The sequence below is a fragment of the Gelidibacter algens genome, from assembly GCF_001678675.1.
In the GTDB taxonomy this organism is placed as follows: Bacteria; Bacteroidota; Bacteroidia; order Flavobacteriales; family Flavobacteriaceae; genus Gelidibacter; species Gelidibacter algens.
In genome coordinates this window covers 1-14492 of record NZ_LZRN01000062.1, presented here as the reverse complement: position 1 = coordinate 14492, position 14492 = coordinate 1, and the positions used below count along the sequence as shown (strand labels likewise).

12 protein-coding genes and 1 pseudogene are annotated in these 14492 nt (G+C 34.3%); 9 read left to right on the top strand and 4 right to left on the bottom strand.

The annotated features are described in order from the left end of the window. The 5 genes and pseudogenes from A9996_RS20275 to A9996_RS17845 all read left to right on the top strand — a co-directional run. Positions 1–308, top strand: a pseudogene (locus A9996_RS20275) (hypothetical protein); the annotation flags it as partial. 178 nt (positions 309–486) lie between these two features. Next, the gene (locus A9996_RS19750) at positions 487–1119 is read left to right on the top strand and encodes a glycosyltransferase (RefSeq protein WP_083994020.1); all 633 of its coding nucleotides are present in this window, start codon (positions 487–489) and stop codon (positions 1117–1119) included. 7 nt (positions 1120–1126) lie between these two features. Beyond that, on the top strand, positions 1127–3031 hold the full coding sequence (gene asnB / locus A9996_RS17855) for an asparagine synthase (glutamine-hydrolyzing) (protein WP_066438492.1): 1905 nt from the start codon (positions 1127–1129) through the stop codon (positions 3029–3031). Positions 3032–3037: 6 nt separating this feature from the next. Continuing rightward, positions 3038–4174 carry a glycosyltransferase family 4 protein gene (locus tag A9996_RS17850; protein WP_066438484.1) on the top strand — a complete coding sequence of 379 codons (1137 nt, stop codon included), beginning with the start codon at positions 3038–3040 and terminating at the stop codon, positions 4172–4174. An 8-nt stretch (positions 4175–4182) separates the two neighbouring features. Next, entirely contained in the window at positions 4183–4800 is a 618-nt protein-coding gene (locus A9996_RS17845) for a sugar transferase (RefSeq protein ID WP_066438479.1), read from the top strand. Between the two features lie 10 nt (positions 4801–4810). Here A9996_RS17845 and A9996_RS17840 read toward each other — a convergent pair whose 3' ends face one another. The 4 genes from A9996_RS17840 to A9996_RS20005 form a co-directional block, all read right to left on the bottom strand. After that, positions 4811–5467 carry an HAD family hydrolase gene (locus A9996_RS17840; protein WP_066438495.1) on the bottom strand — a complete coding sequence of 219 codons (657 nt, stop codon included), beginning with the start codon at positions 5465–5467 and terminating at the stop codon, positions 4811–4813. After that, a complete protein-coding gene (locus A9996_RS17835; protein ID WP_066438474.1) occupies positions 5451–6422 on the bottom strand; it encodes an ATP-grasp domain-containing protein in 972 nt (323 codons plus the stop codon). The genes A9996_RS17840 and A9996_RS17835 overlap by 17 nt, the downstream gene beginning before the upstream one ends. Positions 6423–6707: 285 nt before the next feature. Continuing rightward, positions 6708–7376 carry a NeuD/PglB/VioB family sugar acetyltransferase gene (locus A9996_RS17830; RefSeq protein WP_066438472.1) on the bottom strand — a complete coding sequence of 223 codons (669 nt, stop codon included), beginning with the start codon at positions 7374–7376 and terminating at the stop codon, positions 6708–6710. A 391-nt stretch (positions 7377–7767) separates the two neighbouring features. Then, positions 7768–7905, bottom strand: a complete 138-nt coding sequence (locus A9996_RS20005) for a hypothetical protein (RefSeq protein WP_157487247.1) — start codon at positions 7903–7905, stop codon at positions 7768–7770. Between the two features lie 351 nt (positions 7906–8256). Between A9996_RS20005 and A9996_RS17825 the strand changes: the two genes are divergently transcribed. The 4 genes from A9996_RS17825 to A9996_RS17810 are packed head-to-tail and all read left to right on the top strand — an operon-like array spanning position 8257 to position 14481. After that, positions 8257–9381 (top strand): DegT/DnrJ/EryC1/StrS family aminotransferase, encoded by a 1125-nt coding sequence (locus tag A9996_RS17825; protein ID WP_066438469.1) that lies wholly within the window; start codon positions 8257–8259, stop codon positions 9379–9381. Beyond that, on the top strand, positions 9378–11270 hold the full coding sequence (locus tag A9996_RS17820; RefSeq protein WP_066438467.1) for a polysaccharide biosynthesis protein: 1893 nt from the start codon (positions 9378–9380) through the stop codon (positions 11268–11270). Before A9996_RS17825 ends, A9996_RS17820 begins: the two co-directional genes overlap by 4 nt. A 34-nt stretch (positions 11271–11304) precedes the next feature. Beyond that, positions 11305–12078: a polysaccharide biosynthesis/export family protein gene (locus A9996_RS17815; RefSeq protein WP_066438464.1), complete on the top strand. Its 774-nt coding sequence runs from the start codon at positions 11305–11307 to the stop codon at positions 12076–12078. A 24-nt stretch (positions 12079–12102) separates the two neighbouring features. Then, positions 12103–14481: a GumC family protein gene (locus tag A9996_RS17810; protein ID WP_066438461.1), complete on the top strand. Its 2379-nt coding sequence runs from the start codon at positions 12103–12105 to the stop codon at positions 14479–14481. Positions 14482–14492 lie beyond the last annotated feature (11 nt).

Genomic DNA, 14492 nt, shown 5'->3' with positions numbered 1-14492 from the left:
TGTGTATAACACTCGGAGACGGGGGTGCTCAAAAGGTTATTAGTCTTCTTTTAAAAGAATTAATAAATGACTATAATGTGACATTGGTTCTTTTTTATAATCAAATTCATTTCCCCATACCTAAGGGCGTAAGGGTTGTCATACTCTCAAAAACAGGGTCTGATAGACCGTTTCACCTCAAAACTATCGACAGTATCAACTTTATCATTAAATACAATCGTTTGATAAAAAGTGAAAAAATCGATATTTCCATTTCTTTTTTTAGCATTTCCAAACCTCATAAATGGTATTATTTCAACAGTCAATAATTCAGTAAAAACAATTATCAGCGAACGTGGATTTCCTTCAGATAATGTCACGAGCAAACTGTCACTATACATATCTAAAATATTCTATCCGATTTTTTATAACAGATGCGACAAGTTATTTTCAAACTCAGTCCATATCAACAAAGATTTAAAGGATAATTTTGGTGTAACAATTCCAATGGCAGTAATTTACAATCCTATTGAAATACCGGAAAAAAGTGTAGTTCCGAAAGATTTAAATACAAAAACTGAATCACTACAGATTATTACTGCGGGCACCTTAAATACTAGGAAGAATCAAATAATGATTATAAGAGCTTTAAAAGAAGTTATAAACAGTGATAAACTTGTAATTTTGGGCGATGGACATTTGAAAACGTATTTGAATGACGAAATACAAAAACTGGGACTTGAAATGCAAGTATCACTTAAAGGGTCCGTAAAAAATGTAAACGATTTTTTTTTAACTAGCAATTGCTTTGTATTATCTTCTTTTACTGAAGGATTTCCAAATGCTTTACTAGAAGCCATGGCCATTGGGTTGCCTTGCATATCAACAAATTGCTTATCAGGTCCATTAGAATTGTTAAATGAAAATAAAGAAGCGCTTATTAAAAATGGTGAATTCTATATAGGGATATACGGTCTACTTGTAAATAACAACGATCACATTGGATTGAGTAAAGCCCTCGAATATTATAGAAGTAATCCTGATAAAAGAGAAAAATATAGTGCTTTAAGTTTAGAAAGAGCAAAGGAGTATCACCTAACTAGTATTTATGAAAAGTTCAGTAATTTTTTAATTAATTAGAATTTACATGTGTGGAATTAACGGCATCATAGCCAAAACCAATAGAAATAAAGACGACATAACGGCCATCCTCAACGCTATGAATAATCTCATTATTCACAGAGGACCAGATGATGACGGTGTATTTGCTGAAGAATCCGACCAATTTACGGTTGGTATGGGAATGCGACGTTTATCTATTATCGATTTAACTTCTGGTAAACAACCAATATTTTCAGAGGATCAGCAAATTGTTATTGTATTTAATGGGGAAATCTATAATTACAAGGTTATCAAATCTAAATTAGAGGCTGAAGGTGTTACCTTCAATACCTCCAGTGATACAGAAGTCATCTTAAAAGCCTATGAAAAATATGGAACTGAATCCTTTCAATGGCTGGATGGTATGTATGCTTTTAGCATTTATGATAAAAAGATCAATAAACTGTTTATTACTCGTGATTTTTTTGGTGAAAAACCACTTTACTATACACATACAAACAACGCATTTATTTGGGCGTCAGAATTAAAGTCTATCATCAACACTATCGATTTTACTCCGAAAATTTCAAAGAAAGGGTTGAATCTCTATTTTAGACTCACTTACATTCCTGCCCCACATACTATTTACGATAACATTTATAAATTGGAAGCCAATCATTATATTCAATATGATTTATCATCCCATCACACAACACTTCATAAAATTAATAGCGAACCCAAACCAAAAGCAACATCTATTTCGTTTGAAGACGCAAAAGCAAAAACAAAAGATCTCGTTCAAAAAAGTGTAGAAAGTAGGTCTATTGCTGATGTAGGTTTAGGTACATTCTTATCGGGAGGTGTGGATTCTTCCATAATCTCACTTTGTTTAGCACAAACCACTGATAAAAAGATCGATACTTTCTCTATCGGATTTAAAAAAGCATCTTATGATGAATCTGATAAATCTCGAATGGTCGCTAAAATGATAAATAGTAATCATCATGAGTTTATACTTGATGAAGACGATCTTAAAAATAATATTCATGAAATTTTGCTCAATTTTGACGAACCTTTTTCAGATACCGCTGCGCTTCCCACCCACCTATTGTCCGAAAAAACAAGAGCACATGTTACTGTCGCATTAACCGGTGATGGTGGCGATGAAGTGTTTGGAGGTTATAATAAATACTATATTGGCAAAATGAATAGAAAATATACTGGGGTTATTCCCAAAGGCCTTCATAAAACTATTTCTGGGTTGAGCAATAAATATCTGATCAATACAGATGATACGCGTGGTAGAAAATTTAGGATTAATAAATTATTGAATGCCATAGATTACGAAGGTGATTTTTATTGGGATATTATTTCTCTGGCAAATACAAAAAGCCAATTGGAAGAAATTATGTCTCCTGATTATTTTGAAGAGCATATTTATCAAGAATACAAAGACGTTTTACAAAAACAAAAAATTGAGACGCTGACAGACTTTAGGCTTGTAGATAAAGTGCTGAGCTTAGAAGGTGGCATGCTGGCCAAGGTTGATAGAACAAGCATGATGACCTCCTTGGAATGTAGAGCTCCCTTTTTAAACAGAGATTTATGGGAATTCGCCAATACCTTACCAGAAAGCTATTTAATGAAAGGCTGGAACAAAAAACATATTTTAAAAGAGGCGTTCAGAGATCAATTTCCTGAAGAGTTCTTAGAAAAAAGCAAAAGTGGATTTGGTAGCCCTACGGGTGATTGGTTGAGACAAAGTCTAAGAAAAGAACTTGAAAGCTATATTGAACCAGAGTTGTTAAAATCTCAAGGAATTTTTAATGCGGGAGTAATTACACAATTAGTGAAGGACCACTTAGAAAGTAAAAAAGATAGCACGTTTAGAGTGTGGTCTTATTACTGCTTCCAAAAATGGTATAAGTTTACCTTTCTCAATCAAAACTAACACGAGATGGAGAATAAAAAGATACTACTGATTGCCTCTTTTGCGGGCTCGCTTATAAGATTTAGAGGTGATTTTATTAAAAGCTTAATCAGTAATGGTTTTCAAGTTTTTACTGCAGCCCCAGCTTACACAGATGACAACTTAATAGAACTTAGAAAAATGGGAGCCTCTCACATTGAATTTAAGTTGCAGCGTACTGGCCTTAATCCATTAAATGATCTAAAATCAATTATGGAGTTAAAATCCATAATTAAGGATAACCAAATAGATTTAGTTTTTCCCTATACAGTAAAACCCGTAATCTATGGGTCTTTGGCTGCCAATATGTGTAAAGTTCCCGTAATTTCATTAATCACTGGTTTGGGCTATGCGTTTACAGGGCTATCTGCTAAGTCCAGAACGTTGCAAAAGTTTAATGAGACGCTTTACAAATTATCAATTAGAAAAAATAAAATCATCATATTTCAAAACAACGATGACTATCAGTTATTTTTAGATCGTAAAGTTATTTCAAAACAGCAGAGAGTAGATTTTGTAAGTGGCTCTGGGGTAAATCTTGACCAGTTCAAATTTAAAGAAAAAAACACTTCCGATAACGTGAGTTTTCTATTGATTGCTAGATTAATTGAAGAAAAAGGTATTGCTTTATATATGGAAGCTGCAGAACTATTAAAAGCAAAATACCCTACGTCAGAGTTCCATTTAATAGGCCCGTTTGAAACATCCCCATCTGCAATCAGTGAAGATGAAGTTAATCAATTACATGAAGAAGGCGTTATTGTTTTTCATGGTAAGCAATTAAATATTGATGAGCACTTACATAAAAGGGATATTTTTGTTCTGCCTAGCTATTATAGGGAAGGTTTACCACGAACTGCATTAGAAGCATGTGCTTGTGGGAACCCGATTATTACTACAGATTCTGTAGGTTGCCGGGAAGCCGTTAAGGAAGGAGAAAATGGTTTTTTAATAGAACCTCAAAATTTAGAAGCTTTGGTAAAAGCGATGGAATATTTTATTGTCCATCCCCACAAGATAAAAGAAATGGGAATTAACAGTAGAGCTTATGCCGAAGAACGATTTGATGTCAATATTATAAATAACGATTTAGTGAAATTGATCAAAAGTGTTTTAAAAATTTAATTGACTACATGAACTTATACAAAGTATCCATAAAGCGTATTTTAGACTTTTTAGCCGCATTTGTTGGCTTACTAATTATTTCACCTTTATTCTTGGTTCTTAGTATTTGTCTGTATATTCTTAATAATGGGCACCCTTTTTTCTATCAAGAACGTACTGGAAAAAATGGAAAGCTCTTTACAATTATTAAGTTCAAAACAATGAATGACAACACAGATAAGGATGGTAATTTATTACCTGCTTTAGAGCGCGTTACTAAAATTGGTGATTTTTGCAGGAAGCTCTCCTTAGACGAGTTGCCTCAATTACTTAATATACTCAAAGGTGATATGAGCTTAATTGGACCCCGACCGCTCTTACCAAAATATATACCACATTATAATGAAAGACAATTTAGAAGGCACGACGTGTTACCAGGAATAACAGGGTGGGCTCAGGTAAATGGAAGAAACACAATCAGCTGGGAACAAAAGTTTGAGTATGATGTTTATTATGTGGAGCATCTGTCATGCGCTCTAGACTTCAAAATTGTACTAAAAACGATAGACAAAGTTATTAACAGGGCAGATATTAATAACTCAGAAAATCTTGATATGCCGGAGTTTAAGGGGACGGATCAATATTAGATTTTTTGTGTCAGTTAATTTTGACATCGTTAAAACCAATAATAAATTCTTGAGGCAGGTTTTGACGCTCCATATATAAATGAGAATTGAAATGTATGTTCTTGCCATTATCGATCAACCCTATGGTTTTCCAACCTAATGTATTTGGTGCAATAAAATCTTTCTTTAAATTATCAGCTATATAATAAAATACAGTACCAGTTAAAGAATTTTCTATTGCCTTAAAATTTGCCAAACTTGGTTTTTCTGAACCCAATTCTTCAGAGATAATAATCTCATCAATATAATTCAAGATTCCAAGGCTCTGGATTTTTGCACGTTGTGTAGATGCTCTGCCGTCAGTTATAATTCCGATTTTTCCATTTCTTGTTTGTATATCCTGTAAGATCTCTATAACCCCATCAAAAAGTTGAATATCTGGTTGGTGATCCCGATACATCGCTATCAACATGCGCAACTCTATTTCATAACTACTGGACAAAAACTCAAAAACGTTGATTTTACTTCGATATAAAGAAAACATCTTTGAATAAAGCAATTTCCAATTGTCCTGATCTAAATGTTGCGCTATCGATTTGTAAGCCGACCTTAAATAGTCTAATTCATTATACAGGGTGTCATCCAAATCAAAAACAACGACTGTATTCTGGTCAACCTTTATATCCATGGACCAAAATTTCATCGTCATAACGAATCATTAATAAATCACTTTCCCAAACATCAAATTTTTCTTCAATGGTTTTTTCTAACATGTGCTCTTCAATAATCCATTTTGAGAAATTGGCACCGGATAAATAGGTTAATGGATACCCTCCACCAAAACGCGGATTAATTTCTATCCCATAAATTAATTTCTCATCTGTTTTGTGCATAAAAAATTGGGTTGTGAGACAACCTACGGCACCTTCAATGTACTTCAAGTTTTTCTTTATATAAGGAATTAAAGAATTGTTAACCGTCAATGCTTTATAAACTTCTCCATCCCTAACTTCCAATCTTTTTCTAGGCACTACACATTTTAGTTTATGGTCTTTACTGAAGTATAAATCGCAAGTAAATTCATCATAGTGATCATGATCCAAATACTCCAAAAACATTAATTTTTTATTTTCAAAATGATACGGTGTCAAATCTGATTCAGACCTTATCAAATAGGTATCCACGCTCCTACTTCCATCACTAGGTTTAATAAAAAGCGGAAGTTCAAAATTATCCTTAGCGTATTCTTTAGCTACGGTTATATTGTGCTGTATAAAGAAATTATGTATCTGTCTTTTATTGCGACACTTAGACACAAATTCAACCGAAGAAATGACAACAGCAATACCCTGCTTTTCAAATCGCACTTTATTTTTTGCAAGTTCAAACAATTCAGTATCTATAGTAGGTACTATCAAGCTAATACTATGAATTTTACAAAAATCGATTAAAACATCAATGTAATTGACAACGTGTAATTGTGGAACCTTAAAAAAACCGTCCGCAACTTGGCAAGCAGCTGATAAAAATGGATCCGAATCAGTAGCAAATACCTTGCCTGAGGAATCTATTTTTTTCAACTCTTTTTGAAAAGATTTAACGAGAGAAACTCTACGTCCTGCCGAGGTTATTAAGATGTTCATCTTTTTAATTTCTTAATGTCATTTTGTAAAATTAATTAAAGCAGATCAATATAACACAGATAAATAGTCTAATTTAGAGCATCCAACATAAAATAAATTGGATCCTGGTCTCATTGCAGTCGTCTTAAACAAAAATAAAAGATCTCCCAAAACAAATCCTACTATCGATCTTTCAAAACATCACGCCCTATCTTTGGTAAAAGATACAAGCCGTGCAGGTAAAAAATATCAAAAAGCAATGTGATGCATTTTTATCCGTAAAACTCAGATTCTAAAGATTTTTAATTAAAGATATTTTTCACCAATCTCACGCGTTTTCACCACTTTAGCAGGACTACCATAAGCCACTACATAATTTTCGATATCCTTGACCACCAGCGAACCTGAACCGATCACGGAATGATCGCCAATTGTTCTTCCGTGGAGAATATTTGTACCAATACCAACTACTGAACACATACCAATTGTAGTGCGCCCTCCAGCGGTAACCCCAGGGCTCAAACTTGAAAAATCAGCTAGCACAGAATCATGCCCCAACGATACTTTTGTTGAAAGATAGCAATGTTCACCAATAGTTGTGTCATTGTTAACAATTACCCCTGCCATCATGACTGTACCATTACCTACAATGACGTTTTTTCCAAGGATGACAGAAGGATGTATTGCAGAGACAAAAGAGAAATCAATTGAACTCATTTTGATAATTTGAGCATTTCTACTTCTTAAATAATTATCTCCAATAGCAATAACTCCTTTATGGACGTTATAAATCTCTATAATCTCGGGTAAATCGTTGATATTTCCTAAAATCTCATAATCTTGGTAAGATGACCCTTTGGTCATCAAAAGATCAATTACCCCAACAATTTGATAATTATTGACCTGTTCAATAATATCAATAACGCAGCGCGCATGTTCTGATGCACCAAAAATCAAAATACGCTCCTTAATCATAAGATATACTTTTCTGAATTCTCAAACCGCGCAAGTCCCATCAATTGGAATGTTTATTTTGTTAAAAATACTTAATTAATTATTGCTTTCTGACAAAAAAGAAGACAAAACAATTGGCTTCTCACAGAAATTACCTATAAATATTGCGATGAATGGTGAGTAAAGCAGATGACCTTGCTGTTAACACTGTTTTTGTAACAATTTATGAATTTTTAATGTTCTCAATAAGCTGAGCCATTCAACCAGCTATGCTGCGTCGAATGTAAAAAACATTTGTTGGTTTATATGCTTTATATGTCACCGCTGAAGCTTTCTCGATCAACTTTACTCCATCAGCCCAAATACGGTCTTTGATGCCTTAGTGCTTTACATATTTCTGAAAAAAAGAATCTTAAACATAGATCAAAAGATAACCTCCAACAAAGTTGCCGAGGTTAGCTGAAGTGAAGCGCTCTTGCTTTCTGTAAGCCATGATCTCCATATCACTTGACAACGTTTGCCATTGCAAAGAATTTTGCCAATTGCTCATAATTTTTAAAAACTTAGTTTATAATACCTTAACTACACTATTAATATGCCATGACAAGACCATTTTTGCTTGTTTAAACGGAGCAACAAACTCGGAAGTTCTAAAGAAAATCACGTTCTTTGAGCAAATTCTATTTGGAAATATACGGTCATTGTAAAAATACCAAAAACATTAAAAGCCCTTTTAAATGAGGATTAGATTTCATATCGTAAATTTTTACTTTTGGTCGTCTTAATTTGGCTATTGAGGCCTTATTGACGCATATTTAATGATTATTAAGGTCATGTCCCAGACACCTATAATGACATGAAATTGAATGCGACCTCAACAGTTGCTCAACAATTCTCACTTATGAAACCAAAAATTTGGCTGTCATCACCACATATGAGTGGTAATGAACAAGCTTACATAAAAGAAGCTTTTGACTCTAACTGGGTAGCCCCGTTAGGCCCAAATGTAAATGGCTTTGAAATCGATTTACAGTCCTATCTAAAAGAAGATCGTTATGTTGCTGCATTAGCATCTGGCACTTCTGCCCTTCACTTGAGTCTTATTTTATTGGGGGTTGCAAACGGAGATGAAGTTATTTGTCAAAGTAAGACCTTTTCAGCCTCAGCATATCCGATAGTTTACCAAGGTGCAACACCTATTTTTGTGGATAGCGAGAGAGAGACCTGGAATATGTGCCCTTTGCAGCTTGAAATAGCAATTAAAGATAGAATTGCTAAAGGCAAGACACCTAAGGCCATTATTGCTGTACATTTATACGGGATGCCCTATAAGGTAGATGAGATTAACCAAATCGCACTAAAATATGACATTCCAGTTATTGAAGACAGCGCAGAAGCCTTAGGAAGTAATTATAAGGGTCAAAAATGCGGAACATTTGGCGATTTTTCAATCCTATCTTTTAACGGTAATAAAATCATCACGACCTCTGGAGGTGGCGCTCTTGTAACCAAGACGTTGCCACAAAAAGAAAAAGCAGTTTTCTTGGCAACTCAGGCACGAGATCATGCCCCCCATTACTTACATTCGCACATTGGATACAATTACAGAATGTCCAATATCATTGCAGGCATAGGCCGCGGACAAATGACAATATTGGATAGCCATGTTGCAAAACGACGCTCCAACCATCAGTTTTACGTTGATGCTTTTAAAGACAATAAGAATATTATATTTCTAGAAGAACCGGAGGGTTGTTTTTCAAACCGTTGGTTATCTTGTATTTTATTAGACTCTAAATCCACAAGAGAAGGTTTAAGGCTGGCTTTAGAAAATGAGAACATAGAATCCAGACCGCTATGGAAACCTATGCATCAACAACCAATTTTTAAGGATGCACCAAATTATCTCAATGGGGTTTCAGATGAATTATTCGAAAAAGGACTATGTTTGCCAAGTGGTTCAAATTTAACTGATATTGAACGCAATAGAATTGTAAAAGCAGTTAACACCTATTTCAATTCATGATTTACAAATTTCTACATAAAATATCTCAAAAGTACGCCTCCAAATGGCTAGTGCTACTTTTTGATTTAATGGTTGTAGTTTTTACTTTCTTTTTGGCCTATTTTATAAGATTCAACTTCCAAATTGATTTTGATCTCAATTTAATGATTGGCCAAGTTCCATATATGCTGTTAGCAGCATTAATCAGCTTTTTGGCAGTAGGGTCACATAAAGGTGTGGTACGTTTTACAGGCTACAAGGACATTATTAATATTATTATTGGCGCTAATTTGTTGGCAACCATCTTGATTATTTCCACTTACTTTAGCCGGAAATATAATTATAGTGAACTATTCGACATTCCGGGGTCTATAATTTATATACACCTGCTCCTTAATGTATTGTTACTTATTGGTTTTAAACTCTCTATAAAATCGTTATTTAATTCTATAAATAATGATTTTGGCGCTACTAAAAAAGTCCTGATTTTTGGTGCTGGCAATTCTGGGATGATCACTTACGATGCTATTAGCAATGATCCTAAAAACAGCTATACAGTAATAGGGTTTATAGATGACAATGAAAGTAAGGTGGGGAAAAAGATCAACCTGCTGCCTGTTTACAGCCTTCAAAAAATAACTTCTGAGTTAATTTCGAAAAACAAAATAGATGAGGTTATCGTCTCCATTCAAAATATTGAACCCAGCCGTTTACTTCAAATTACCGGGTATTTGTTTGAATTGGGCCTTCATGTTAAAATTGTGCCCCCAGTTCAGAACTGGATAGATGGTGATTTGAGTATTGGACAGATTAAAAAAATCAATATTGAAGATTTGTTGGGAAGAGATCCGATATCTATTATCAACCCTACCCTTACTGATGAGTATGAAAATAAAATTATACTGATTACAGGCGCCGCCGGATCAATTGGTAGTGAAATTTGTAGAAAAGTAAGTTTATATAATTATAAAAAAATAATTCTTGTAGATAACGCAGAGTCGGCACTTTATGATATCCAACAAGAATTCAGACAACAAGGCCTCGATAATGTAGAGGCAATTGTGGCAGATGTTCGCAACCGAACGCGAATGGACCAAATATTTAATCAATATAAGCCAAAAATAGTCTTTCATGCGGCGGCCTACAAACATGTGCCATTAATGGAAAGCAGTCCATTTGAGGCGGTTAGTGTCAATATTGGAGGCACCAAAAATGTAGCGGATATAGCGGTAAAGCACAGTGTTGATAAATTTGTGCTGATCTCTACAGATAAAGCCGTTAACCCAACAAACGTCATGGGAGCCACCAAGCGTATTGCAGAACTTTATGTGACGTGCCTTAGAGAAAAAGGACATACAAAGTTTATCACTACAAGGTTTGGTAATGTATTGGGATCTAATGGTTCAGTGATACCATTATTCAAAAAACAAATAGAAAAAGGAGGCCCTTTAACAGTGACACACAAGGATATTACACGTTACTTTATGACGATTCCTGAAGCTTGCCAACTTGTTTTAGAAGCCGCTGCAATGGGTAACGGTGGAGAGATATTTGTTTTTGATATGGGAGAACCTATTAAGATTTTTAATCTTGCAACAAACATGATCATCCTATCCGGTTTGCGTTACCCAGAAGACATAAACATCAAGATCACTGGGTTAAGGCCAGGTGAAAAAATTTATGAAGAGCTCTTAGCAGATGGAGAAAACACAAAAAAAACCTATCATGACAAGATAATGATCGCCAAATCAAGACCTTTAGATATCCTTAAAGTGGAAAAGGAAATTAATCGACTCACTGCTATAAATTCCTTAACTCAACCTTTAGAAATAGTATCTTCAATAAAGCTTTTAATCCCAGAATATATATCTAATAACTCCACTTATGAAGTATTAGATAATAAAAAATAACCTTATTTTTAATTTAGAACTAAATACAATAAAAATGAAAATACATATTGTTATCATTTCACTATTAGCAGTAGCGCTCGTTACTTCCTGTGCCTCTCGTAAAGACCTTCTATATTTTCAGGATGAACCTTTGAGCGACGGCTATTTAGATTCGACGCCTGAACAGCTCATCTATAAACCAGATGATGTTTTGACAATCAATGTAACTGCTGCAGATCCGATAGCAGCCCAACCATTTAATTTGGCGATGGTTTCAGTAGGTGATGATCTTGTCAATGCATCCAACAATCAACGTATGCAGACCTATTTAGTTGACTATAATGGCAATATCGAATTCCCAGTTTTAGGCACACTACATATTGCAGGGATGACCAGAATAGAACTTACGGAAATGCTTAAAGAAAAAATTAGCCAATATGCTAAGGACCCTATAATAAACATAAGACTAGTGAATTTTACGATCACCATTATTGGTGAAGTTTCAGAACCTGGCACATTTACTATACAAGATGAACGGATCACTCTGCTTGAAGCATTAGGTTTGGCCAATGATTTAACTATTTTTGGTAAACGCAAAAATGTACTATTGATTCGTGAAGTAGATGGTCGAAAAAGGTTTGCAAAAATTGATCTGACTTCAGTAAGCGCCGTAAGTTCTCCGCTCTATTACTTGCAGCAAAATGATGTTATATACGTGGAGCCTAATAATGCAAGAGTACGCTCTTCAAGTTATAATCAAAATAATGCGGTGCTCATTTCAGCTATAGGCACCTTAACTACCATTGTAGCGGTATTTTTAATTAAATAATTTATATTTTTATACTAAAGTTTCATGGAATCTAATAAAACTTCACCTACTAACGAAATCAAAAAAACTTTAGCACTTTATCTTTCGAGATGGAAATTAATTTCAATTTTCGTTATCCTTGCTTTGTCAATAGCCTACACTTACCTTCGGTATTCAACCAATAAATATCAAGCATCTGCAACTATTAAAATTAAAGATGAAAAGCAATCCCAAAAATTACCGAGTATCGAAGAAATGGGAAAAGTGGGGCTTTTTGCTGACGGCACGAATAAAATAAAAGATGAGATTGCAGTTATGACCTCAAGAACCATAATCGCTAATATTGTAAAGAACCTAGAGCTTAATGTCAGATATTTTGAACAAGGTAAAATTAAGGAGCAAGAGTTATATGAAAACCCACCGATCAAATTAAACTTCTTTGTCAGTGATTCAATTATTCATAAGGTTGATACTACACTTTATATCAAGATAAAATCTCAATCAGAATTTTTAGTATTCAAAGATGATGGAAAATCTATTATAGACCGCGATGACTCTGAAGGAAAATCATTTTCTTTTGGAAAACGCATTAATACAGGGTTTGGTGATATGGTGATCGTACCAAATATTGGAAAATATGCACCAAAAACAGGAAGTAATTTAAAAGTTTCAATAAAACCTGTAACATCAATCGTAAACAGTTACCAGTCAGCTATTATGACATCAACAGATGACGGATCGAGCATTGTTAAATTAACGCTTCAAGACAACATTCCTAGTAAAGCTGTCGACATTCTCAATCAGATAATTAGAGAATATAATAATGATGTGATTGTAGATAAGGAAGATGTGATTAAAGTAACGTCAGATTTTATTAATAATCGGTTGGAATTGGTTTTTAAAGAATTGGAAGAGGTAGATTTTACTGCAGAACAGCTTCAGAAAAGAAACAACCTCACCGCTCTTGGCTCGCAAGCCGATATCTATTTGCAGAGTGAAAAACAAAATGAATTTGATATTAATAACACCGCAAATACGATTCAGTTAATAGACTATTTGCAACAAGAAATTAAAGAAAAGAATAAGAGTTCTGATTTACTGCCATCTAACCTCGGGATTGCTGATTCCAACGTCAACCAAGTTACAAAAAACCATAATGACTTGGTTGCCCAACGTGATAAGTTATTGAAAAATTCGACTGAAAAAAACCCAGCAGTGATAAACTTGACTAATGAAATCAATGCTTTAAAAGACAACTTGGAAGGTGCATTGGTGACTATGAAAAGGTCAAGCGAAATTACACTCAATAGCCTCAATAGAGAGGATGCCAGAATTAGAGGCCAACTTTATTCTGCCCCCACCAAACAAAGACAACTTAGAGATATCGAACGTCAGCAAAACATCAAGGAGTCGCTCTATTTGTATTTGTTAGAAAAGCGTGAAGAATCAGCGATAAGTTTGGGTATGTTTTCTCCAAATGCTAAGGTTATTGACTCGGCTTATTCGAATTATCGACCAGTGGCACCAAATAGAATGATTACCTATCTAGCAGCTTTTATGATAGGTTTGATGATTCCTGTTGGTTTCATTTACACAAGAGATATGTTGGATTCTAAAATCCATGATAAAGATGACTTAATGCAGGTGCTGAATATTCCATATATAGGTGATATTCCTATGACCAGCAAAAAAACCAAGCTTATAAACAAGGTCGATTATTCTCCCAAGGCAGAGGCTTTTAGGATACTAAGGTCTAATATAGACTTTTTATTGAGCGATCATAAAGCACATACAAAAAAGGTTTTTGTAACATCTACCCGCGCGCAAGAAGGGAAATCACACACCAGCACTAATTTAGCCTCATCTATTTCGTTTTCTGAAAAAACAGTGTTGTTGATTGAAATGGACATTAGAGTGCCAACAATTATGCAAGCCCTCAAGGAGAAACCTTCTGCAAAGGTTGGTCTATCGGATTATCTGGCAGATAAAAACTTAACCCCTGATGATATTGTTACTCAACTAAAGGACAACGTTTTTTTAGATGTCATAGCTGCGGGAACCATCCCTCCTAACCCATCTGAACTCTTGATGAGCAAAAGAGTTGAAGAGCTATTTAATTATTTTGAAGATAAATACGATTATATAATTGTAGATGCTTCAGCAGTGGGTTTAGTAAGTGACACCCTTCTTATTTCTAAATTTGCCGATATGTTCATTTATGTTGTCAGTGCAGATAATATTGACAAAAGACACTTGGTTGCGGTTGCCAAACCATTGTTTGATGATGGTAGATTACCAAAAATGAAAATGCTTTTAAATGGTACAAATTTCGATAAAAAAGGTTATGGCTATGGGTACGGTTATGGATTTGAACCTACTAAAAATAAAAAATGGTATAATTTTGTCCAAATAGTTTTTTTTTAATTACTCAAAAT